Annotated in this window: 18 protein-coding genes; 14 read left to right on the plus strand and 4 right to left on the minus strand. The window is 73.3% G+C overall.

Going from position 1 to position 23,295, the window contains the following annotated elements; translation table 11 throughout:
• Positions 1–115 precede the first annotated feature (115 nt).
• A complete protein-coding gene (locus ACWEQL_RS30195) occupies positions 116–907 on the plus strand; it encodes a S1 family peptidase (protein ID WP_452153531.1) in 792 nt (263 codons plus the stop codon).
• Between the two features lie 171 nt (positions 908–1,078).
• Here the strand turns inward: ACWEQL_RS30195 and ACWEQL_RS30200 are convergent, their stop codons facing one another.
• Entirely contained in the window at positions 1,079–1,309 is a 231-nt protein-coding gene (locus ACWEQL_RS30200; RefSeq protein ID WP_452153516.1) for a DUF7455 domain-containing protein, read from the minus strand.
• Positions 1,310–1,927: 618 nt separating this feature from the next.
• Here ACWEQL_RS30200 and ACWEQL_RS30205 point away from each other — a divergent pair.
• From ACWEQL_RS30205 to ACWEQL_RS30230, 6 genes are all read left to right on the plus strand, one after another.
• The gene (locus ACWEQL_RS30205) at positions 1,928–4,039 is read left to right on the plus strand and encodes a DNA gyrase/topoisomerase IV subunit B (protein WP_452153517.1); all 2,112 of its coding nucleotides are present in this window, start codon (positions 1,928–1,930) and stop codon (positions 4,037–4,039) included.
• Between the two features lie 217 nt (positions 4,040–4,256).
• Complete coding sequence (locus ACWEQL_RS30210; protein WP_452153518.1) at positions 4,257–4,742, plus strand: DUF1453 domain-containing protein; 486 nt, start codon at positions 4,257–4,259, stop codon at positions 4,740–4,742.
• Positions 4,743–4,815: 73 nt separating this feature from the next.
• A complete protein-coding gene (locus ACWEQL_RS30215) occupies positions 4,816–6,015 on the plus strand; it encodes a sensor histidine kinase (RefSeq protein WP_452153519.1) in 1,200 nt (399 codons plus the stop codon).
• Between the two features lie 62 nt (positions 6,016–6,077).
• Positions 6,078–6,749 (plus strand): response regulator, encoded by a 672-nt coding sequence (locus tag ACWEQL_RS30220; RefSeq protein ID WP_452153532.1) that lies wholly within the window; start codon positions 6,078–6,080, stop codon positions 6,747–6,749.
• A gap of 128 nt (positions 6,750–6,877) precedes the next feature.
• The gene (locus ACWEQL_RS30225; protein WP_452153520.1) at positions 6,878–7,318 is read left to right on the plus strand and encodes a DUF485 domain-containing protein; all 441 of its coding nucleotides are present in this window, start codon (positions 6,878–6,880) and stop codon (positions 7,316–7,318) included.
• Positions 7,315–8,985 (plus strand): solute symporter family protein, encoded by a 1,671-nt coding sequence (locus tag ACWEQL_RS30230; protein WP_452153521.1) that lies wholly within the window; start codon positions 7,315–7,317, stop codon positions 8,983–8,985. Before ACWEQL_RS30225 ends, ACWEQL_RS30230 begins: the two co-directional genes overlap by 4 nt.
• Before the next feature lie 120 nt (positions 8,986–9,105).
• On the opposite strand, the gene ACWEQL_RS30235 is transcribed toward ACWEQL_RS30230, so the two are convergent.
• Together ACWEQL_RS30235 and ACWEQL_RS30240 are read right to left on the minus strand one after the other, a co-directional pair.
• On the minus strand, positions 9,106–10,008 hold the full coding sequence (locus ACWEQL_RS30235) for a sucrase ferredoxin (RefSeq protein WP_452153522.1): 903 nt from the start codon (positions 10,006–10,008) through the stop codon (positions 9,106–9,108).
• Positions 10,009–10,167: 159 nt separating this feature from the next.
• A complete protein-coding gene (locus ACWEQL_RS30240; protein WP_452153533.1) occupies positions 10,168–12,618 on the minus strand; it encodes a DNA gyrase/topoisomerase IV subunit A in 2,451 nt (816 codons plus the stop codon).
• Positions 12,619–12,844: 226 nt separating this feature from the next.
• Between ACWEQL_RS30240 and ACWEQL_RS30245 the strand changes: the two genes are divergently transcribed.
• The 3 genes from ACWEQL_RS30245 to ACWEQL_RS30255 all read left to right on the plus strand — a co-directional run bounded on the left by ACWEQL_RS30245 (position 12,845) and on the right by ACWEQL_RS30255 (position 17,074).
• Positions 12,845–14,188, plus strand: a complete 1,344-nt coding sequence (locus ACWEQL_RS30245) for a M16 family metallopeptidase (RefSeq protein WP_452153523.1) — start codon at positions 12,845–12,847, stop codon at positions 14,186–14,188.
• Complete coding sequence (locus tag ACWEQL_RS30250; protein ID WP_452153524.1) at positions 14,185–15,576, plus strand: M16 family metallopeptidase; 1,392 nt, start codon at positions 14,185–14,187, stop codon at positions 15,574–15,576. The genes ACWEQL_RS30245 and ACWEQL_RS30250 overlap by 4 nt, the downstream gene beginning before the upstream one ends.
• A gap of 304 nt (positions 15,577–15,880) precedes the next feature.
• Positions 15,881–17,074: an RtcB family protein gene (locus tag ACWEQL_RS30255; RefSeq protein WP_452153525.1), complete on the plus strand. Its 1,194-nt coding sequence runs from the start codon at positions 15,881–15,883 to the stop codon at positions 17,072–17,074.
• Between the two features lie 79 nt (positions 17,075–17,153).
• Here the strand turns inward: ACWEQL_RS30255 and ACWEQL_RS30260 are convergent, their stop codons facing one another.
• Positions 17,154–17,435 (minus strand): HPr family phosphocarrier protein, encoded by a 282-nt coding sequence (locus tag ACWEQL_RS30260; RefSeq protein ID WP_452153526.1) that lies wholly within the window; start codon positions 17,433–17,435, stop codon positions 17,154–17,156.
• Between the two features lie 232 nt (positions 17,436–17,667).
• Between ACWEQL_RS30260 and ACWEQL_RS30265 the strand changes: the two genes are divergently transcribed.
• From ACWEQL_RS30265 to ACWEQL_RS30280, 4 genes are all read left to right on the plus strand, one after another.
• The gene (locus ACWEQL_RS30265) at positions 17,668–20,514 is read left to right on the plus strand and encodes a bifunctional acetate--CoA ligase family protein/GNAT family N-acetyltransferase (protein WP_452153527.1); all 2,847 of its coding nucleotides are present in this window, start codon (positions 17,668–17,670) and stop codon (positions 20,512–20,514) included.
• 94 nt (positions 20,515–20,608) lie between these two features.
• Complete coding sequence (locus ACWEQL_RS30270) at positions 20,609–21,202, plus strand: DUF5998 family protein (protein WP_452153528.1); 594 nt, start codon at positions 20,609–20,611, stop codon at positions 21,200–21,202.
• A 124-nt stretch (positions 21,203–21,326) separates the two neighbouring features.
• The gene (locus ACWEQL_RS30275; protein WP_452153529.1) at positions 21,327–22,514 is read left to right on the plus strand and encodes an alkaline phosphatase family protein; all 1,188 of its coding nucleotides are present in this window, start codon (positions 21,327–21,329) and stop codon (positions 22,512–22,514) included.
• A gap of 33 nt (positions 22,515–22,547) precedes the next feature.
• Positions 22,548–23,204 (plus strand): thymidine kinase, encoded by a 657-nt coding sequence (locus tag ACWEQL_RS30280; protein WP_452153530.1) that lies wholly within the window; start codon positions 22,548–22,550, stop codon positions 23,202–23,204.
• Positions 23,205–23,295: the final 91 nt, after the last annotated feature.

Here is a 23,295-nt window from a genome sequence, read left to right on the forward strand (position 1 = left end):
GCGCCAGACCCCCTGTCCCTACACGCCGCTCTCCCGATCCACCGCCGCCCCGCCCCCGGCCCGGACCGCCGGCCGGAGCCCGGCCGGGCTCCGCCGGGCCGCCGTTCTCGCGGTGCTGGCCGTGCTGCCCGCTCCGCTGGTGTCCTTCGGGGCCTCGGCGCCGGCCTCGGCGCAGGGCCGGATCGTCGGCGGGGCGGGCGCCAGCACCGGGGACCACCCGTGGCTGGTGGCGGTCTCCAGCCGGCAGCAGTTCGGCAGCGCCCGCTCGGGGCAGTTCTGCGGCGGTGCGCTGGTCACGGCGACCAAGGTGGTCACGGCGGCGCACTGCTTCTACGACGAGTCCCGCGGCCAGCGGGTGGAGCGGCCCGGGCTGAAGGTGATCCTCGGCCGGGACGACCTGCGGGGTGCGGTGGGGCGCGAGGTGTCCGTGCGGTCGGTGGTGATCCACCCCGACTACTCGTTCGCGGCCAACATGAACGACGTGGCGGTGCTCACCCTCGCCGAGGCGCAGCCCGCCCGGCCGGTGATCGACCTGGTCGGCCAGGGTGAGACCGAGCCGTACGCGGCGGGCACCCGTGCGCAGGTCTTCGGCTGGGGCGACACCAACGGCACCGGTAGTTACTCGCCCACGCTGCGTGGCGTCGACGTGCGGGTGATCTCAGACCAGGCCTGCGGCCAGGCGTACCCGGGCGGCAAGGACGGGCGCTTCGACCCCCGGGGAATGGTCTGCGCGGGCGAGGAGAAGGGCGGCAAGGACGCCTGCCAGGGGGACAGCGGCGGCCCGCTGGTGGTCGGGGGCCGGCTGGTGGGCCTGGTCTCCTGGGGCACCGGCTGTGCGGAGGCGGCCCACCCCGGGGTCTACACCCGGCTCTCCTCGGTGGCCGACGCGGTTCGTGCGGCGTTCTGACCGCGTGCGCCGGCCCGGGAACGGCCGGACGACTCAACGCCGTTCACCGGATGAACGGCGAAGCCGGGCGACCGGCCCCCGAGGAGGGGGCCCGTCGCCCGGCCGATCGGTCGCGCGCGGTGCGCGACCGGACACAGCTCGACGCTGTTTCTGCTGCCTTGGCGCCCGAAATCAGCGCTCGTCGTCGGCGGCCGTGCTGCTCGTGGTGCCGAGGCGGCCGCTCTCGTCCTGTATCTCCACGGCGATCTTCTTGAGCTCGGGCTCGAACTTCCGGCCGTGGTGGGCGCAGAAGAGCAGCTCTCCGCCGCTGGCGAGTACGACGCGCAGGTAGGCCTGGGCGCCGCAGCGGTCGCAGCGGTCAGCCGCGGTGAGCGGGCTCGCAGGTGTCAGAACAGTAGTCACGTCGCCTCTTCTCTAGCTCGACGAGCTGTCGTACCAGGGTCAACATCCAACCAGGCCGAAAACGTTCCCGCTCGTGGCTTTTCTTCTCTGAGGATTCTGCTGTGTTGATGAGGACGTGCCCCGGGGGCCGGTGGTTCATGCGTACCGAATCCCGGGAGCCGTCGCTCGCTCGAACGCCCGATCGGGACCGGGGTCGAGGTCCGCGTAGCATAATCCTCTGCTGGGTTGGAGCATAAGCCCCGTCTCAGGCCCCGGTAGCCTGCATAACGGCAGTTCCGGAGCCTGCGCCCGGCCCCACGGTCCGCCAGGACCGGTGGTACCGGGAGGAGATGGCGCCCCGGCGACCCGGACCCGGCGCGGTCCTTGTTCGCGCAGCGCGTACAAGCTGCGCGGGACCGGTCCGCCGTGCTGTGCACCCTGCGCAGGGGTGTGCACACGGAGGGGAACGGATGTCGGCGGGATGTGCTGGACTGTCGGCCGCGCCGGATGTGACCGATGGGACAGGGTGCATCATCGGAGGGCGACCGGACGGCGACCGGGCCGACCCGATGACCGCCGGGTGACCGGCGGATGACCGCGAGCGACGACGAGACAGAACTTCACCGAGGAGAGTGCCGCGTGAGTGCCGAAACGACCGTGCCGTCCGCACTGCTGGCCGGCGACGACGGTTCCAACTACACCGCTCGGCACCTGCTCGTCCTTGAGGGCCTGGAGGCGGTCCGCAAGCGCCCGGGCATGTACATCGGCTCGACCGACAGCCGCGGCCTCATGCACTGCCTCTGGGAGATCATCGACAACTCGGTCGACGAGGCGCTGGGCGGTCACTGCGACCGCATCGAGGTGATCCTGCACGACGACACCTCGGTGGAGGTCCGCGACAACGGCCGCGGCATCCCGGTGGACGTCGAGCCGAAGACCGGCCTGTCCGGCGTCGAGGTCGTGATGACCAAGCTGCACGCCGGCGGCAAGTTCGGCGGGGGCTCGTACGCGGCCTCCGGCGGTCTGCACGGCGTCGGCGCCTCCGTCGTCAACGCGCTCTCCGCCCGCCTGGACGTCGAGGTCGACCGCGGCGGCCACACCCACGCGATCAGCTTCCGCCGCGGTACGCCCGGCATCTTCACCGAGACCAGCCCGGACGCGCCGTTCGAGCCCGCCAACGGCCTCACCAAGGCCCGCAAGGTGCCCAGGACCCGCACCGGCACCCGGATCCGCTACTGGGCCGACCGCCAGATCTTCCTCAAGGACGCCCGGCTCTCCCTGGAGAACCTGCACGCCCGCGCCCGCCAGACCGCCTTCCTGGTCCCCGGCCTGACCATCGTGGTCCGTGACGAGCGGCTGACGGAGAGCGAGCAGGTCGAGGAGAGCACCTTCCACTACGACGGCGGCATCGCCGAGTTCTGCGAGTTCCTGGCGCCCGACAAGCCGATCTGCGACGTGCTGCGGCTGCACGGCGAGGGCACCTTCAAGGAGACCGTGCCCGTCCTGGACGAGCTCGGCCACATGACGCCCACCGAGGTCACCCGCCAGCTCGGCGTGGACATCGCGCTGCGCTGGGGCGCCGGTTACGACACCACCCTGCGCTCCTTCGTGAACATCATCGCCACCCCCAAGGGCGGCACCCACGTCACCGGCTTCGAGCGCTCGCTCGCCAAGACCGTCAACGAGGTGCTGCGCTCCAGCAAGCTGCTGCGCGTGGCCGAGGACGACATCACCAAGGACGACGCCACCGAGGGTCTGACCGCGGTGGTCACCGTCCGGCTCGCGGAACCGCAGTTCGAGGGCCAGACCAAGGAGGTGCTGGGCACCTCGGCGGCCAACCGGATCGTGGCGGCGGTGGTCGCCAAGGAGCTCAAGGCCTTCCTCACCTCCGCGAAGAAGGACGAGAAGGTCCAGGCCCGCACCGTCCTGGAGAAGGTGGTCGCGGCCGCCCGCACCCGCGTCGCCGCCCGCCAGCACAAGGAGGCCCAGCGCCGGAAGACCGCGCTGGAGACCAGTTCGCTGCCGGCCAAGCTGGCCGACTGCCGCAGCGACGACGTGGACCGCAGCGAGCTCTTCATCGTCGAGGGTGACTCCGCGCTCGGCACCGCCAAGCTCGCCCGCAACTCCGAGTTCCAGGCACTGCTGCCGATCCGCGGCAAGATCCTGAACGTGCAGAAGGCCTCGGTGAGCGACATGCTCAAGAACGCCGAGTGCGCGGCCATCATCCAGGTGATAGGGGCCGGTTCGGGCCGCACCTTCGACATCGACCAGGCCCGCTACGGCCGCGTCATCTTCATGGCCGACGCCGACGTCGACGGATCCCACATCCGCTGCCTGCTGCTGACGCTCTTCCAGCGCTACATGCGGCCGATGGTCGAGCAGGGCCGGGTCTTCGCGGCCGTGCCGCCGCTGCACCGGATCGAGCTCACCAACCCCAAGCGCGGCCAGGACAAGTACCACTACACCTACTCCGACGCCGAACTGCGCTCCACCCTGCTGGAGTTCCAGCGCAAGAACCTGCGCTGGAAGGACCCGGTGCAGCGCTACAAGGGTCTCGGCGAGATGGACGCCGACCAGCTGGCCGAGACCACCATGGACCCGCGCCACCGCACCCTGCGCCGGATCAACCTGGGCGACCTGGAGCAGGCCGAGAAGATCTTCGACCTCCTGATGGGCAACGACGTCGCCCCCCGCAAGGAGTTCATCGTGGACTCGGCGGCCACCCTGGACCGCTCGCGCATCGACGCCTGACGGCACCGGGGCCTGAGGGCATCCGCGGCCGAGGACATCGGCGCCCGACGAAGGGCCCGGCGGGCCCGGACCGGAGGGGCTCTCCACCCACGGGTGGAGAGCCCCTCCGCGTCGGGATCCACCCACGGCTCCACCCACGCTCCGATCAGCGCGGGGCGGCGGATCCGTAGCGTCGGAGAGGTCAGCCAGACCCCTCCCCGCCCTGGAGCGCAGCCCGATGAACACCCTCGCCGACGTTCTCACCGCCCTCGTGGTGGTCGTGGTGATCGTCCACCGCCAGCTGAAGGCACGGCCCGTGGAGTCCGACCGGCACCTCAGGTTCCTGCCCGTCGTGCTCGGCCTGGTCGCGCTGCGCGACCCCGATCTGATCGACCACGACCACCTGGTCGCCTCGGTCGCACTGCTGGTGGCCTCGCTGGTCGCCGTGCTCGGCATGGGCGTGGTCTGGGGCTGGACCGTGCGGATCTGGTACGGCGAGGACGGCCGGGTCTGGGCCCGCGGGACCGCCGCGACCGCGGCCGCCTGGGCCGGGATGATCGCCCTGCGGGGCGGCCTGTTCGGGCTCGGCCTGGCCCTGGACGTCCACCAGGGCACGAGCGTGCTGCTGCTCGGCCTGGCCGTGCTGCTGCCGACCCGCGCCGTCGTGGTCAACTGGAGGGCGCGCGGCCTGGAGCGCCCGTACCACGTGGTGAAGGCCGCCTGACGGACTCGGGCCCGGACGGCCCGTCCGGGGCCGCGTTCAGCCGGAACCGAAACACCGTGGGAGGAGACCGGCCGTGCCCGGGCAGAGACGGACCTGGACGAAGTGGCCCTCGCGGGAGGGGCTGGAGCGCGAATCGCCCGGCCCCGCCCGCCGGGCGCTCTCACTGATCGGCCGCGCCTCGCTGCTCGCCACGATCACCTGGGGCACCTACAGCAGGGGCGGGTACGTCGGCTGGGGCCTGGCCGCGGCGGGCGCCGGGCTGGTGGCGGCGGTGCTGCTGGCCGTGGCGTTCCTGCACGTCAGCCGGGAGCAGCGGTTGGGGCCGACGGTCGGGTTCGCGGCCGCGCTGCTGGCCGCCGGCTGGGTCGCCGAGGCGGGCCGGGCCCACCTGCTGGCCGACTTCCTCTGGGGCGGCCTCGGGCTCACCGCGCTGATCAGGCTGCCGCTCGCCGCCGCGCTGCCGGTCGCGGCGGCGGCCTTCGGCTCGTACACGGTGGCCAGCTGGGAGAGTTGGCTGGGTGTCGGCGCCACCGTGAGCGGGCTGACGCTGCTCGGCTACCTGCTGCGGATGGACGGCGAGGCGCGCGCGACCGCCCGGCTGCTGCTGGCGCAGGAGCGGGCCGCGCGGGCGGCCGAGGCGGAGAGCGCGGCGCTCGCCGAGCGGGCCCGGATCGCCAGGGAGATCCACGACGTGCTCGCGCACAGCCTCTCCGCGCAGCTGGTCCATCTGGAGGCGGCCCGGCTGATGCTGGACTCCGGCAGCGACCGGGAGCGGGTGCGGGAGCGGGTGGTGGCGGCCCGGCGGATGGCGCAGGACGGGCTGGCCGAGACCCGGCAGGCACTCTCCGCGCTGCGCGGGGAGTTCACCCCGGTCGGCGAGTTCCTGGTGGAACTGGCCGGTCGGGAACGGGCGGTGCTGACCGTGACGGGCACGCCGCGCCCGCTCGGGGCGGAGGCGGGGCTGGCGGTGCGGAGGGTCGCCCAGGAAGCGCTGACCAACGTCCGCAAGCACGCCCGGGGCGGCCGCTGCACCCTCGAACTCCGGTACCGGCCCGAGGAGGTGGAGCTGGAGGTGCGCGACACCCGTGCCCCGCGGGGCGCCGGGACGCCGGAGCCGGAGGGGCTGCCCGGGGAACCGGCCGTGGACCTGCGGTCGAGCGGCAGCGGGTACGGTCTGCTGGGGATGCGCGAACGCGCCGAACTGCTCGGCGGCACCTTGCTGGCGGGCCCTGACGAGGGAGGGTGGCGCGTGCTGCTGCGGGTGCCGGCGTGAGCGGCGGGACGGCCAGGGTGCTGGTGGCGGACGACCAGACGGTGGTCCGCGAGGGGATCGTGATGCTGCTGGGTCTGCTGCCCGGCATCGAGGTGGTCGGCGCGGCCGCCGACGGCGAGGAGGCGGTCGCCCTGGTGGCCCTGCACCACCCGGACGTGGTCCTGATGGACCTGAGGATGCCGCGCTGCGACGGGGTCGAGGCCACCCGCCGGATCCGCGCCGAGTACCCGGGCACCGAGGTGGTCGTGCTGACCACGTACGCCGACGACGACTCGTTGTTCCCCGCGCTGCGGGCCGGGGCGCGCGGCTACCTCACCAAGGACGCGGGGGCCGAGGAGATCGCGCGGGCGATCGCGGACGTCCGCTCGGGGGCGGCCGGGCTCTCGCCGCAGGTGCAACTGCGCCTGCTGGAGCGGCTGTCGGGCCCGGGCCCGGCGATCGCCGGACCCACGCCGGGAGGGTCGGCCGGACCGGCGGCGTCCGGGCCGGCATCGTCGTCCACGCCGGGAGGCGGGGCCGCCGGGGAGCTGCCGGACGGGCTGACCGCGCGGGAGGCCGAGGTGCTGGCGCTGATCGCGGAGGGGCTCTCCAACGCCGAGATCGCGGCCCGGCTGTTCGTCGGCCCGGCCACGGTGAAGACCCACATCAACAACCTCTTCGCCAAGACCGCCGTCCGCGACCGGGCCCAGGCGGTCTCCTACGCCTTCCGCCACGGGCTCACCGGGACGCAGTAGTTGTCGCATCGTCGGTATTGAGATGATCTGTCACCTCATTGAGTGAACGTATCTGCTGAGGTACTCCGGGGCGTGCGCGGACGACCATCATGGTTCGGTCAGCAGTGCATCCCGGCTCAGGAGCAGCAGTGCCACAACAGCAGATCAGCGGTCCCGTCCGGGACCGGCGGCACGGCCGGGAACCGGTGGAACCCCTCGTCGGCGGACCGGCCGGCGGCGAGCACCCGGCCCCCGCCGCCGGGCCCCGGGTCGCCGACAGCACCGAGGTCTACCGCTCGGTCCACGAGAGTCCGGCCTTCCAGGAGATCCGCCGCAGCTACCGCGCCTTCGTCTTCCCGACCAGCGGCGCCTTCCTCGGCTGGTACCTGATGTACGTCACCGCCCAGGCGGCCGCGCCCGGGGTGATGCGCAGCCAGATCGCCGGCCCGGTCAACGTGGCCTGGGTGCTGGGCCTGCTGCAGTTCGGCTCCACCTTCCTGCTCACCTGGCTGTACGCGCGCAACGCCCGTACCAAGCGGGACCGCGCCGCCCTGGAGCTGCGCTGGGACACCCAGGACCAGCTGCGATGAGGACCGCCACCCCGCCCCCCGTCGCCCCCACCGGCGAGCACCACGGCCTGGCCGTCGTGCTCTTCGCGGTGGTCGTCCTGGTCACCCTGGGCATCACCCTCTGGGTGGGCCGCCGCGGCCACGCCGCCGAGGACTTCTACGCCGGCGGCCGTGACTTCAGCCCCCTGCAGAACGGCTTCGCGCTCTCCGGGGACTACCTCTCCGCCGCCTCCTTCCTCGGCGTCGCCGGGCTGATCGCCCTGTACGGCTACGACGGCGTGCTCTACAGCGTGGGCTTCCTGGTGGCCTGGCTGGTGGTGCTGATGCTGGTCGCCGAGCTGGTGCGCAACGCCGGCCGGTACACCCTCGCCGACGTGCTGGCGCTGCGGCTGCGCCGGCGCAGGGTCCGTGCGGCGGCGGGCGGCGCCAGCGTGGTGGTCACCCTGCTCTACCTGGTCGCCCAGATGGTCGGCGCGGGCAGCCTGGTCGCCCTGCTGCTGGGCACCCACAGCGGGCAGGCGCGGACCTGGACCATCGTCGGGGTCGGCGCACTGATGATCGTCTACGTCACCGTCGGCGGGATGCGGGCCACCACCTGGATCCAGATCGTCAAGGCGTTCCTGCTGCTCGCCGGCTCGGTGCTGCTCACCGCGCTGCTGCTGGCCCGCTTCCACGGGGACGTGCCGGAGCTGATGCGCCAGGCCGCCGACCACAGCGGCGCCGGGCGGCGCTACCTGGAGCCGGGGCTCAAGTACGGCGGGAGCCTCACCAGCCGGCTGGACTTCGTCAGCCTGGGCCTGGCCCTGGTACTGGGCACCGCGGGGCTGCCGCACATCCTCTCCCGCTTCTACACCGTGCCCACCGCGCGGGCCGCCCGCCGCTCGACGATGTGGGCGATCGGGCTGGTCGGCGGGTTCTACCTGATGGCCATCGCACTGGGCCTGGGCGCCACCGCACTGGTCGGCTCGGCCGACGTCCGGGCGGCCAACCCGGCGGGCAACACCGCCGTGCCGCTGCTGGCGCTGGTCCTCGGCGGGGGCAACGGGAGCACCGGGGGCGTGGTGCTGTTCGCGCTGATCTCGGCGATCGCCTTCGCCACCATCCTGGCCGTGGTCGCCGGGCTGACGCTGGCCTCCTCCGCCGCCTTCGCCCACGACATCTGGGCGGGCGCCTGGCGCGGGCGTCCCCGGCGGCGCCGCGCCGCCGTCCCGCAGCCGCGCGCCACGGCGGGCCCGGCCACCGAGCGGGACGAGGTCGGCGTGGCGCGGCTCGCCGCGGTGGCGATCGGGGCGGTGGCGATCGCCCTCAGCCTCTTCGCCCAGCAGCTGAACGTGGCCTTCCTGGTCGGCCTGGCCTTCGCCGTGGCCGCCTCGGCGAACCTGCCGGTCCTGCTGTTCAGCCTGTTCTGGAAGCGGTTCACCGTCCGCGGCGCGGTCTGGTCGGTGTACGGCGGGCTGATCCCGGCGGTGCTGCTGGTGGTGTTCTCGCCGGTGGTCTCCGGCAGCCCGGCCGCCCTGTTCCCGGGGGTGGACTTCCACTGGTTCCCGCTGGAGAACCCCGGGCTGGTCTCCATCCCGCTCGGCTTCCTGGCCGGCTGGCTCGGCACGGTCACCTCGGCGGAACCGGCCGACGCGGACCGCTACGCCGAGCTGGAGGTCCGCTCGCTGACCGGCACCGGCGCGGCCTGAGCGACCGGCCCAGGCGGCCGACACCCGGTCACCCCCTCGATGACGGCCCCGCGCCACCCCCACGGACGCGGGGCCGTCACCGCCCCCGGCGCCCCGGACACCGTCCCCGCCCGGCGCCCGTCACACCTCCCGGACCGCCGCCACGTCCATCCGCGACGGCAGCCCCGCCGCCTTCCCGCAGCTCTCCGGGCGCGCCGGCGCGCTCGCCCCCTCGACCACCTCGACCTCCCACCCCCGGCCGTCCTCGTGCCGCACGCCGATCAGCCAGCGCCCCTCACCGGCCGGCCGCTGCGCCACCGTCAGCACGTCCACCCGGGTCTCGCCGGTGGCCAGACGCACCGCGTGCTCGGCCGCCTGCCCCGGACGGTCCCAGCCCGAGCAGCCCCGCGAGAACTCCGGCACCAGGTGCCCCGAGGCCGTCGCCGCCAGCACCTCCTTGGCGCTCTCCGGCGTCAGCCGCCCGTACGCGTAGCCGTACGGCAGCACCAGCATGGTGGGGGAGAACCGGTGACCACCCAGATGGGTCACCTCCCAGACCTCGCTGTGGCCGGCCGACACCAGTTGCGCCGCCAGCGGACGGCCCAGCAGCGCGCAGCAGCGGTCCCGCCGCCCGTTGGTGCACACCAGGGCCACCGGCCCGCCCACGTGCTCGGTGCCCAGCCCGCCGTGCGCGCCCGTACCCAGCGCCGCGAAGTCCAGCCCGAGCAGTTCCGCCGGATCCGCCACCGACGTCCGGCGCACCCAGCCCCGGCCTGGCACCGTGTGCGCGACGATCACCTCGTGCCGCGGCTCCGGCAGGCAGTCCGCGTGCCGGCCCGGCCGGCGGATCAGCGCCACCCGCACCCCGGTGCCCTCGGCCGCCGCCTCCAGCGCCCGCCCGACGGCCGCGTCCAGATGGCTCTCGGCCAGCGCCTTCGCGCCCCACGGACCGTTCTGCTCCACCAGTAGCCAGGTGGTGGCGGTGGCCGCGGTCGCGGCCAGCGGCTCGGCGAGTTCGCGCGACAACGTCGTACAGGTGCTCACGCAGGCAAGGCTACCCTTGGCCCCCCGCCATGACGCGGCGACGACCCCGGCCGCGACACGGCGACGACCCCCGGACGCGCCCGCCCACGGCACGCGCACCGGGCCACGACACGGCGAGGGGGACACCGCACCCGGTGCCCCCCTCGCCGACGCGAACCGTTACGCCGGGCCCGCGACCACCGCGATCGGCGTCGTCACCGGCGTACCCGAACCGTCCCGGCGCGGGTCGCGCTCCGGCAGGTCCACCGGCGCGCCCTTGTCCGTCGCCGCCCGGGCCGGCGCCGCACCCGCCCACGCGAACGCCAGACCGTCCTCACCGCGCAGGAACCGCTGGCAGCGCACCCCACCGGTGGCCCGGCCCTTGCGCGGGTACAGCTCGAACGGGGTGACCTTCCACGAGGACTGCGCCTCACCCGTCAGCGTGCCCTCGGCCGCCGCCACCGAGACCACCACCGCGTCCGCCGCCGGGTCCACCGCCGTGAACGACAGCACCCGGGCCCCGTCCGCCAGCTTGATCCCCGCCATGCCACCCGCCGGACGGCCCTGCGGACGCACCTGACCCGCCGGGTACCGCAGCAGCTGGGCGTCCGAGGTGATGAAGACCAGGTCCTCCTCGCCGGTGCGCAGCTCGACCGCGCCCACCAGCTCGTCACCCTCCTTGAGGGCGATCACCTCGAACTCGTCCTTGTTCGCCGGCCACTCCGGCACCACCCGCTTCACCACACCCTGCAGCGTGCCCAGCGCCAGACCCGGCGAGGACTCGTCCAGGGTGGTCAGCGCCAGCGCCCGCTCCCCGGCCTCCAGCCGCAGGAACTCGCCCACCGCCGCGCCGCCCGCCAGGTTCGGCGAAGGCGTCGGCGGCAGCGCCGGCAGATCGATCACCGGCAGCCGCAGCACCCGGCCCGCCGAGGTCACCACCCCCACGTCCGCCCGCGCCGTCGCCGGCACCGCCGACACCACCAGATCGTGCTTCGCGCGCTTCTCCGACAGCTCGAACGGCTCGCCGTCCGCCGTCCGCGCCAGCAGACCCGTCGACGACAGCAGCACCCGGCACGGGTCGTCCGCGACCTCCAGCGGCACCGCCAGCGCCGCCGACGGCACCGCGCCCGCCTCCAGCAGCACCGTGCGCCGCTCGGTGCCGAACTGCTTCGCCACCGCGCCCAGCTCGCCCGACACCACGCTGCGCAGCTTGTTGTCCGACTCCAGGATCTCCGTCAGGTCCGCGATCTCCGAGATCAGCTTCGCCTGCTCGCCCTCCAGCTCCACCCGGTCGAAACGGGTCAGCCGCCGCAGCGGGGTGTCCAGGATGTACCCGGTCTGCGTCTCCGACAGGCCGAAGCGCTCCATCAGCCGCTCCTTGGCCTGCGCCGCGTCGTCGCTGGAGCGGATGATCGCGATGACCTCGTCGATGTCGACCAGCGCGATCAGCAGACCCTCGACCAGGTGCAGCCGCTCCTGGCGCTTGCGGCGGCGGAAGTCGCTGCGCCGGCGCACCACCGTGAAGCGGTGGTCGACGTAGACCTCCAGCAGCTCCTTCAGGCCCAGCGTCAGCGGCTGCCCGTCCACCAGCGCCACGTTGTTGATGCCGAAGGTCTCCTCCATCGGCGTCAGCTTGTAGAGCTGCTCCAGCAGCGCCTCCGGCACGAAGCCGTTCTTGACCTCGATCACCAGCCGCAGGCCGTGCTCACGGTCGGTCAGGTCCTTGACGTCCGCGATGCCCTGCAGCTTCTTCGCGTTGACCAGGTCCTTGATCTTGGAGATCACCTTCTCCGGACCGACGTTGTACGGCAGCTCGGTGACCACGATGCCCTTGCGCCGGGCCGTCACCGCCTCCACCGACACCGTCGCCCGGATCTTGAAGGTCCCGCGACCCGACTCGTACGCGTCCCGGATCCCCGACAGACCCACGATCCGCCCGCCGGTCGGCAGGTCCGGACCCGGCACGAACCGCATCAGGGTGTCGAGGTCCGCGTTCGGGTGCTTGATCAGGTGCCGGGCGGCCGCCACCACCTCCGCCAGGTTGTGCGGCGGCATGTTGGTCGCCATGCCGACCGCGATCCCCGTCGCGCCGTTCACCAGCAGGTTCGGGAACGCGGCCGGCAGCGCCAGCGGCTCCTGCTCGCTGCCGTCGTAGTTCGGACCGAAGTCGACGGTGTCCTCGTGGATCGACTCCACCATCGCCATCGACGCCGCGGTCAGCCGCGACTCGGTGTAGCGCATCGCCGCCGGCGGGTCGTCGTTGCCCAGCGAACCGAAGTTCCCGTGCCCGTCGATCAGCGGCAGCCGCATCGAGAACGGCTGCGCCATCCGGACGACCGAGTCGTAGATCGACGCGTCACCGTGCGGGTGCAGCCGCCCCATCACCTCGCCCACCAGGCGGGCGCACTTCACGTGCCCGCGCTCCGGACGCAGGCCCATCTCGTTGGCCTGGTACAGGATGCGCCGGTGCACCGGCTTCAGACCGTCCCGCGCGTCGGGCAGCGCACGCGAGTAGATCACCGAGTAGGCGTACTCCAGGAAGGAGCCCTGCATCTCGTCCACGACGTCGACGTCGAGGATCCGCTCCTCGAATTCTCCGGGCGGCGGGGTCTGCGAACTGCGGCGGGCCATCGCGGCGGGGCTCCCTTGCGTGTCGTCTGCGTCGTCTGCTTCGTCGTCCATCAGGGCTCAGCGCCCCCATTGTGACCCCTCCCGCCGACACACCCCGCCAGCGGGCCTCTTCCGCCCCTGGCGAACGCCCGGTCCGCGCGGACACATCCACGCCCCCCGCGCGTTGCACCACAATGGGGGACGCCACACGAAGCCCCGATCTCGACGACGGGAAGGACCCGAGCGCATGGCCCACCCGGCCCCTGCCTCCACCCGAGGCATCGCCATCACCGAGCACCGCCTGGCCAACGGCCTGCGCGTCGTCCTCTCCGAGGACCACCTCACGCCGGTCGCCGCCGTCTGCCTCTGGTACGACGTGGGCTCCCGCCACGAGGTCAAGGGCCGCACCGGACTCGCCCACCTCTTCGAACACCTGATGTTCCAGGGCTCGGCCAACGTCTCCAACAACGGCCACTTCGAGCTCGTCCAGGGCGCCGGCGGCTCCCTCAACGGCACCACCAGCTTCGAGCGCACCAACTACTTCGAGACCATGCCCGCCCACCAGCTGGAGCTCGCCCTCTGGCTGGAGGCCGACCGCATGGGCTCCCTGCTCGTCGCCCTCGACGACGCCTCCATGGAGAACCAGCGCGACGTCGTCAAGAACGAGCGCCGCCAGCGCTACGACAACGTCCCGTACGGCACCGCCTTCGAGAAGCTCACCGCGCTCTCGTTCCCCGACGGCCACCCGTACCACCACACCCCGATCGGCTCCATGGCCGACCTCGACGCCGCCACGCTGGAGGACGCCCGCGCGTTCTTCCGCACCTACTACGCGCCGAACAACGCCGTCCTCTCCGTCGTCGGCGACATCGACCCCGAGCAGACCATCGCCTGGGTCGAGAAGTACTTCGGCAGCATCCCCGGCCACGACGGCAAGCAGCCCCCGCGCGACGGCACCCTCCCCGACACCATCGGCCGCGAGATCCGCGAACTCATCCACGAGGACGTCCCCTCGCGCGCCCTGATGGCCGCCTACCGCCTCCCGCACGACGGCACCCGCGAGGCCGACGCCGCCGACCTCGCCCTCACCATCCTCGGCAGCGGCGAGTCCAGCCGGCTCTACAACCGCCTCGTCCGCCGTGACCGCACCGCCGTCGCCGCCGGCTTCGGCCTGCTGCGCCTCGCCGGCGCCCCCAGCCTCGGCTGGCTCGACGTCAAGACCTCCGGCGACGCCACCATCGAGCAGATCGAGGCCGCCGTCGACGAGGAGCTCGCCCGCTTCGCCGCCGAGGGCCCCACCCCCGCCGAACTGGAGCGCGCCCAGGCCCAGATCGAGCGCGAGTGGCTCGACCGGCTCACCACCGTGGCCGGCCGCGCCGACGAACTCTGCCGCTACGCCGTCCTGTTCGGCGACCCCGGGCTGCTCAACGAGGCACTCGGCAAGGTGCTCGACGTCACCGCCGAGGAGGTCCAGGCCGTCGCCGAGGCACGCCTGCACCCCCGGAACCGGGCCGCCCTGGTCTACGAGCCCACCGCCGCGGACGACGACGCCGCCGACGAGAACGCCGACGCCGAGGAGGCCGCCGAATGAGCAACGACCACGCCCCCGCCATGACCTTCCACCCCCAGCCGCAGCCCGGCACCCCCAGCCCCTGGGCCTTCCCCGCCCCCGAGCGCACCGCCCTCGGCAACGGGATCACCGTGCTGCACTGCCACCGCCCCGGCCAGCAGCTGGTCGCCGTCGACGTCCTGCTCGACGTCCCGCTCGCCGCCGAGCCCGAGGGCCTCGACGGCGTCGCGAGCATCCTCGCCCGCGCGCTCAGCGAGGGCACCGACACCCTCACCGCCGAGGAGTTCGCCGCCGAGCTGGAGCGCGCCGGCGCCACCCTCGACGCCCACGCCGACCACCCCTGCGTCCGCGTCTCGCTGGAGGTCCCCGCCTCCCGCCTGCAGCGCGGACTCACCCTGCTCGGCGACGCCCTGCGCGCCCCCGCCCTGCCCCAGGACGAGATCGAGCGGCTGGTCGCCAACCGCCTCGACGAGATCGTCCACGAGCAGGCCAACCCGGCCCGCCGCGCCGCCAAGGCCCTCTACGCCGAGCTCTTCGAGGCCGGAGACCGCCTCTCCCGCCCCCGCGCCGGCACCACCGAGACGGTCAAGACCATCGACCGCCCCGCCGTCCAGGCCTTCTACGACGCCCACGTCCGCCCGGCCACCACCACCGTCGTCGTGGTCGGCGACCTCACCGGCACCGACCTGCCCGCCCTGCTGGAGTCCACCCTCGGCACCTGGACCGCCGGGACCGCCACCCCCAGCCGCCACGCCGCCGTCACCGCCGACGACACCGGCCGCGTGATCATCGTCGACCGGCCCGGCTCCGTGCAGACCCAGCTGCTCATCGGCCGCATCGGCCCGGACCGCCACGACCCCGCCTGGGCCGCCCAGATCCTCGGCACCTACTGCCTCGGCGGCACCCTCACCTCCCGCCTCGACCGCGTCCTGCGCGAGGAGAAGGGCTACACGTACGGCGTCCGGGCCTTCGCCCAGCCGCTGCGCTCGGCCGCCGACGGCTCCGGCCGCGCCCTGCTCGCCATCAGCGGCTCGGTGGACACCGCCTCCACGGCCCCGGCGCTCGCCGACACCTGGACCATCCTGCGCACCCTGGCCGCCGAGGGCCTGACCGACGCCGAGCGCGACGAGGCCGTGCAGTTCCTGGTCGGCGTCGCCCCGCTCAAGTACGAGACCGCCGGCTCGGTCGCCGGCACCCTCGCCGACCAGGTCGAGCAGCACCTGCCGGACGACTACCAGGCCGAGGTCTACCGGCAGCTCGCCGAGCTGCCCACCGCCGCCGCCACCGAGGCCGTCGTCGCGGCCTTCCCGCCGGAGCGCCTGGTCACCGTGCTGGTCGGCGACGCCGCCGAGATCGCCGACCCGGTGCGCAAGCTGGGCATCGGCGAGGTCACCGTCGTCACCACCTGACCGGCCGCGGCCCGGGGCCCGGTGGAGCTTCCGCTCCGCCGGGCCCCGCGCGTTTTATTGCCTTGCGGGGCCGGGTCCGGACATGGGTAGATGTCCCGGCACACACACGTACGAAATGACGAAGGGGGGCGATCACCATGCGGGTCGAGCGACGGATACCAGGCTCCCCGAGGTCCTACGCCCCCGGGTGTGCCAGGACCGCCTGAGCGCGGTCCACCCCAGGACTTCCACCCGAGCCGCACCGGGTTCCCTCGCGCGGCATCCACCTACGCTTGAACCAGTCGACCCCTGGAGGTCGTTCACCATGTCGTACACCGAGGTACCCGGCATCCGCGTCCCGATCCGGATGTGGACCGACCCGGCCACCGTCGAGGGCCAGGCCATGCAGCAGCTGCGCAACATCAGCTCGCTGCCCTGGCTGCACGGCCTCGCCGTGATGCCGGACGTCCACCTGGGCAAGGGCGCGACCGTCGGTTCCGTGATCGCCATGAAGGGCGCGGTCTGCCCGGCCGCGGTCGGTGTGGACATCGGCTGCGGGATGAGCGCGGTGAAGACCTCGCTCACCGCCAAGGACCTGCCCGACGACCTGTCCCGCCTGCGCTCCAAGATCGAGCAGGCCATCCCGGTCGGCCGCGGCCTGCACAGCGACCCGGTCGACCCGGGCAAGCTCCACGGCTTCTCCACCGCCGGCTGGGACGACTTCTGGCAGCGCTTCGACGGCATCGCCGAGGACGTGAAGTGGCGCCGCGAGCGGGCGGCGCAGCAGATGGCGACGCTCGGCGGCGGAAATCACTTCATCGAAGTATGTGTTGATAGCACCGGTGCGGTCTGGCTGATGCTGCACTCCGGTTCGCGCAACATCGGCAAGGAGCTCGCGGAGCACCACATGGGCGTCGCGCAGTCCCTGCCGCACAACCAGGGCCTGATCGACCGCGACCTCGCGGTGTTCATCGCGGACACCCCGCAGATGGCGGCCTACCGGCAGGACCTCTTCTGGGCGCAGGAGTACGCCAAGAACAATCGGGCGGTCATGATGGCGCTCTTCCAGGACGTGCTCCGGCGGGAGTTCCCGCGGGCGAAGGTCGCCTTCGACGAGGTGATCAGCTGCCACCACAACTACGTGTCGGAGGAGCGGTACGACGGCGTGGACCTGCTGGTGACCCGCAAGGGCGCGATCAAGGCGGGTTCCGGCGACTACGGCATCATCCCGGGCTCGATGGGCACCGGCTCGTACATCGTGCGGGGCCTCGGCAACGCGGCCGCGTACAACTCCGCCTCGCACGGCGCCGGCCGCAAGATGAGCCGCAACGCCGCCAAGAAGCGCTTCACCACGCACGACCTGGCCGAGCAGACCAAGGGCGTGGAGTGCCGTAAGGACAGCGGCGTGGTCGACGAGATCCCGGGTGCGTACAAGTCGATCGAGAAGGTCATCGAGCAGCAGCGCGACCTGGTCGAGGTGGTCGCACATCTGAAGCAGGTCGTCTGCGTCAAGGGCTGAGCCCGGGCGCGACCGGCGCGGAACGCGCGAGGGCCCGCATCCCGGAAGGGGTGCGGGCCCTCGTCGTGGCGTGGTGGGGTCAGGCGGCGGCGGGGAGCTCGTCGAGGCCTTCGGCGACCAGCTTGGCGAGGCGGTCGAGGGCTTCGTCGGCGCCCTCGGCGTCGGAGGCGAGGACGATCTCGTCGCCGCCCTGGGCGCCGAGGCCGAGCAGACCGAGCATGGAGGCGGCGTTGACCGGGGTGCCGCCCGGCTTGGCGATGGTGATCGGGACACCGGTGGCCGTCACGGCACGGACGAAGACGGAGGCGGGACGGGCGTGCAGGCCCTCGGGCCAACCGATGGTGACGCGGCGCTCAGCCATGAGACGTGCCTTTCCGGTAATGCTGGTCACGGCCGTGCTCGGGGTGGCGGCCATGTTGTCTAGACCAGTGTTGCACGCGGGGGACCCGTCCGAGCAGCCCCGTTCGGGACTTGTGATTGTTTCTTTCAGAGGCATAACCCCCGGCCAGTGGCCCTGTTCGCGCGCTGAGCCCCACCCTGCCGTGGGTGCGCGCCCGGCGCCATTCGGCCCGCCGCCGGTTAACCTGACGCACGTGGACGACTCCTCGGTACCGCCGCGACAGGACCCGAAGCAGGCCCCGGAGCGGGGCGGCGCGCCGCAGCAGCCGGACTACCCGCAGCACTGGGAGGCCGACATCCTGCTGCGCGACGGCGGCACGGCCCGGATCCGGCCGATCACCCCGGAGGACGCCCAGCGGCTGGTGGAGTTCTACGAGCAGGTCTCCGACCAGTCCAAGTACTTCCGCTTCTTCGCCCCCTACCCGCGGCTGTCCGACAAGGACGTCCGCCGCTTCACCCACCACGACTTCGTGAACCGGGTGGGCCTGGCCGTGGTGGTCCGCGACCACTTCATCGCGACCGTCCGTTACGACCGGATCGACGCCGAGGGCCGCCCCTCCGACACCGGTACCGACGCCGAGGTGGCCTTCCTGGTGCAGGACGCCCACCAGGGCCGCGGGGTGGCCTCGGCCCTGCTGGAGCACATCGCGGCGGTGGCGCAGGAGCGGGGCATCCGGCGCTTCCAGGCCGAGGTGCTGCCGGAGAACCGCAAGATGGTGAAGGTCTTCACCGACGCCGGCTACACCCAGCGCCGCAGCTTCGCCGACGGCGTGGTGCACCTGGAGTTCGACCTGGAGCCGACCGCCGCCTCGCTCGCGGTGATGCGGGCCCGCGAGCACCGGGCGGAGGCCCGTTCGGTGCAGCGCCTGCTCACCCCCCGTTCGGTGGCGGTGCTCGGGGTGTCGCGCAACCCGCAGACGGTAGGCCGGGCGATCCTGCGCGACGTGCTGGCCGGCGCCGAGGGCCCGGTGTACGCGGTGAACCGCAACGCCCCGCCCGGGACCGAGCTGGACGGGGTCCCGGTGTGGCGTTCGCTGCTGGACATCCCCGGCCCGGTGGACCTCGCGGTGATCGCGGTCCCGGCCGGCGCCGTCCCCGCGGCCGTCGCGGACTGCGGAGCGCACGGGGTGCAGGGCCTGGTGGTGGTCACCGCCGGGTACGCGGAGACCGGTCCGGAGGGCCGCGACCGCCAGCGGGCGCTGGTCCGGCAGGCGCGGGCCGCCGGGATGCGGGTGCTCGGCCCGAACGCGTTCGGCCTGATCAACACCGATCCCGAGCACCCGTTGAACGCCAGCCTGGCCCCGGTGCTGCCGGAGCGCGGCGGGTTCGGGATCTTCTGCCAGTCCGGCGCGATCGGGGTGGCCCTGCTGGAGGCCGCGCACCGCCGGGGCCTGGGCGTCTCCTCCTTCGCCTCGGTCGGCAACCGCTCCGACGTCTCCGGCAACGACTTCCTGCAGTACTGGGCGGAGGACCCGGCCACCGAGGTGGTGCTGCTGTACCTGGAGTCCTTCGGCAACCCGCGCAAGTTCACCCGGATCGCCCGCCGGCTGGCCGCCGTCAAGCCGGTCGTGGTGGTCAAGGGCGCCCGGCACACCGGCAGCCTGCCGCCCGGCCACGCGGTGCCGGCCACCGCGAGCGGACTGCGCGACGCGACCGTGGACGCGCTGTTCCAGCAGGCGGGGGTGACCCGGGTGGACACCATCACCGAGCTGTACGACACCGGTGAGCTGCTCGCCCTGCAGCCGCTGCCGCCCGGCGACCGGGTCGCGGTGGTCGGCAACTCCGACTCGCTCGGCCTGCTCACCCACGACGCCTGCCTCAGCGCCGGGCTGCGCCCGCGCACCCCGGTGGACCTGACCACCGGCGCGACCGGCGAGAACTTCCGGATCGCCCTGGACGTGGCCCTGGGGGATCCCGGGGTGGACGCGGTGATCGCCGTGGCCATCCCGCCGATCGGCACCTCGGCACACGCCTTCATGGGGGGCCGGCTGACCGCGCCGGACGATCCGGAGGTGGGCTCCGACGATCCCGAGATCGCCGCCGCGCTGCTCGAAGCCGGTGACCGAGCCCGGCAGTTGGGCAAGCCGCTGGTGCTGGCCCACCTGGCGCTGACCGATCTGCCGGCCCGGCTGCGGCCGGGCGGAATCCCCGCCTACCCGGCGCCCGAGCGGGCCGTCCGCGCCCTGGCGCACGCCGCCCACTACGCCGACTGGCGCCGCCGGTCCGTCGCCGCCGAGGAGACCGCCCGCGTCCCCGAGCTGGAGGGGATCGACGAGGCCGCGGCCCGCGCCCGGGTGGAGGCGGCGCTCAGCACCCGTACCGCGGTCGCCGCCCGGACCCAGCCGGGCGGGGCGCGGATCACCCTGGCGGACGCCGACGCGGCCGCGCTGCTGGCGCACTACGGCATCGACGTCTCCCCGGCGCTGCCCGCGCCGGACGAGGGGTCGGCCGTCCGGGCGGCCGCCGCGCTCGGCTACCCGGTGGCGCTCAAGGCGACCGCCCCGCACCTGCGCCACCGCCCGGACCTGGGCAGCGTCCGTCTCGACCTGACCGGCGAGCCGGGCCTGCGCCGGGCCCACCGGGAGCTGGACGCGCTGCTCGGCGGCGCGGCCCAGGCGGCGCTGGTGGTGCAGCGGCTCGCGCCGCGCGGGGTGGACACCGTGATCGGCGCCACGCTCGACCCGGCGGCGGGGGCGATCCTCTCCTTCGGGCTGGCGGGTGCGCCCGCCGAGCTGCTCGGCGACGTGGCGCACCGGCTGGTGCCGGCCACCGACCAGGACGTGGCGTCGCTGATCCGCGAGGTCCGGGCGTCGCCGCTGCTGTTCGGCTGGCGGGGTGCCGAGGCGGTGGACACCGACGCGCTGGAGGAGGTGCTGCTGCGGGTGTCGCGGCTGGTGGACGAGGTCCCGGAGGTGGCGTCGGTGGACCTCGAACCGGTGGTCGTGGCCCCGCACGGGCTGACGATCCTGGGGGCGCGGGTGCGGTTGGCGCCGCTCCCGGTGCGCAGCGATCTGGGCCCGCGCGCCATGAGCACGCTGTAACCTTCCTAGGTTGCGCCCTGCTCGGGGGCGCTGTCGTCCGGAGCGGAGCGCCCACACCGCCCGCTTCGTCGGCGGACCATGCCAGGATGGAGTTATGGCGAAGACCGGTACCACCACTCAGGACCTGCGCTCGGCGATCGAGCGCAGCGGCTACTACCCCGCTCTGGTCTCCGAGGCGGTCGAGTCCGCGGTGGGCCCTGAGCCGATCAGCTCCTACCTGGTGCACCAGGAGACCACCTTCGACGCGAACGAGGTGCGCCGGCACGTGACGGTGCTGGTGCTGACCCCGACCCGCTTCGTGGTGAGCCACACCGACGAGCAGTCGGGCGACGCGGGCAGCCCGGTGCCGTACGCGACGACGTCCACGGAGAGTGTGCGGCTGGACCGGATCGGCTCGGTGGTGGTGAGCCGGATGGTGGCGAACCCGGAGACGTACACCCCGGGCACGCTGCCGCGCGAGGTGGTGCTGACCATCGGGTGGGGCGCGGTGCAGCGGCTGGACCTGGAGCCGGCCGGCTGCTCGGACCCGAACTGCGACGCGGACCACGGCTACACCGGCTCGGCGACGGCTGACGACCTGTCACTGCGGGTCAGCGAGGCTGGCGACGGGCCGGAGACGGTGGCCCAGGCGCTGGTGTTCGCGCGGGCGCTGTCCGAGGCGACGATCGTCAACGGTCCGCGGGTCTGAGCCGGCCCGGGCCGCCGGGAAGATCCAGAGCAGCACCGCCGGACCCCGCACCGCCAGAGCGGCGGCGCCGGATCCAGCACCGCCAGAGCAGTAACGCCAGAGCAGGGAAGCCAGACTCCGCACGATGTCCTTCGCACCGGCCGACGGCCATGACTCCTTCGAGATCCTCGATCCCGCGACCGCTCCGGCGCCGCCGTACGGCGGTGGTTCGCTGAGCGACCTGCTGCCCTCGGTGGCGGCGGGACTCGGTGTGCCCGGGTTCACCGCGGCGCTGCCGATCGCGCCGGCCGACCGGGTGGTGGTGTTCCTGGTCGACGGGCTCGGCTGGGAGCTGCTGCTGCGGCATCCGGAGTACGCGCCGTTCCTGTCCTCGCTGGCCGGCAGTTCGCTGGGCGGCACCGGCCGGCCGCTGACGGCGGGCTTCCCGTCGACCACGGCGACCTCGCTGGCCTCGGTGGGCACCGGGACGCCGCCGGGTCTGCACGGGCTGGCCGGGTACACGGTGGCCGTGCCGGGCGCGGGCTACCTGATGAACCAGCTGCGCTGGCAGCCGCACACCGATCCGGGGGTCTGGCAGCCGTACCCGACGGTCTTCGAGCGGACGCACGCGGCGGGGGTGGCGACCGCGCAGGTGTCCTCGCCGCTGTTCGCGCAGACCCCGCTGACCAGGGTGGCGCTGTCGGGCGGTTCCTTCCTCGGCCGGACGACCGGTGAGGAGCGGATGGACCGGGCGGCGCGCTGGCTGGCCGAGCACGACCGGGCGCTCGTGTACACGTACGTCAGCGAGCTGGACGGCGCGGGTCACCGCTTCGGGGTGGATTCCGACGAGTGGCGGATGACGCTGGACTCGGTGGACCGGCTGGCGCGGCGGCTCGCCGAGCAGCTGCCGCCGCGGTCGGCGATGTACGTGACGGCCGACCACGGCATGATCGACATCGCGCCGGAGGACCGGGTCGACTTCGACGAGGACTGGGAGCTGGGCGCGGGGGTCGCGCTGCTCGGCGGGGAGGGCCGGGCCCGGCACGTGTACGCGGTGCCGGGGGCGGCCGCCGATGTGCACACGGTGTGGAGCGAGGTGCTCGGCGACCGGATGTGGGTGGCGACCCGGGACGAGGCGATAGCGGCGGGCTGGTTCGGCCCGGTGGTGGACGAGCGGGTGTACCACCGGATCGGCGACGTGGTCGCCGCCGCCCGGGACGACATCGCGGTGATCGCCTCCCGCAACGAGCCGGGGGAGTCCTCGATGATCGGCCTGCACGGGTCGATGACCCCGGTCGAGCAGTTCGTGCCGCTGCTCGAAATCCGTGCCTGAACCTTCCTCCTCTGAAAGGCCTTCGCTCCACCCATGGCTGAACTGGTGTTCTTCTCGGGCACGATGGACTGCGGCAAGTCGACGCTCGCGCTCCAGATGGACCACAACCACGCGGCGCGCGGCCGGCAGGGGATCATCCTGACCCGCAACGACCGGGCCGGGGCGGCGACCCTCTCCAGCCGGCTGGGCCTGCGCGCGGGCGCGGTCGAGGTGACCGACGACTTCGACTTCCACCACCACGTGGTGCACAAGCTCTCGGCGGGCGGCCGGGTGGACTACCTGATCTGCGACGAGGCCCAGTTCTTCGCCGCCGAGCAGGTCGACCAGCTGGCCCGGGTGGTGGACGAACTCGGCATCGACGTCTACACGTTCGGCATCACCACGGACTTCCGCACCAAGCTGTTCCCCGGCTCCCAGCGCCTGATCGAGCTGGCCGACCGGGTGGAGGTGCTCCAGGTCGAGGCGCTGTGCTGGTGCGGTGCCCGGGCCACCCACAACGCCCGTACGGTGGGCGGGGTGATGGTGGTCGAGGGCGCCCAGGTGGTGATCGGCGACATCTCGGTCAGCGAGGACGAGGTCGGCTACGAGGTGCTCTGCCGCCGCCACCACCGCCGTCGGCTGACCTCGGCCACGGCCCGGGTCTCGGTGCTCTCCCCGGACGTGCTGCCCTTCGAGGAGCAGCAGGTCTAGACGAGTAGTTCCGAAGTCGGCTGGCTTTGCTGGTTCTGCTCCGGACACGCAGGAAGGGTGTCCAGCATTCGGGTTGTGACGACCGAAGAGC

The organism is Kitasatospora sp. NPDC004240 (genome assembly GCF_053603215.1).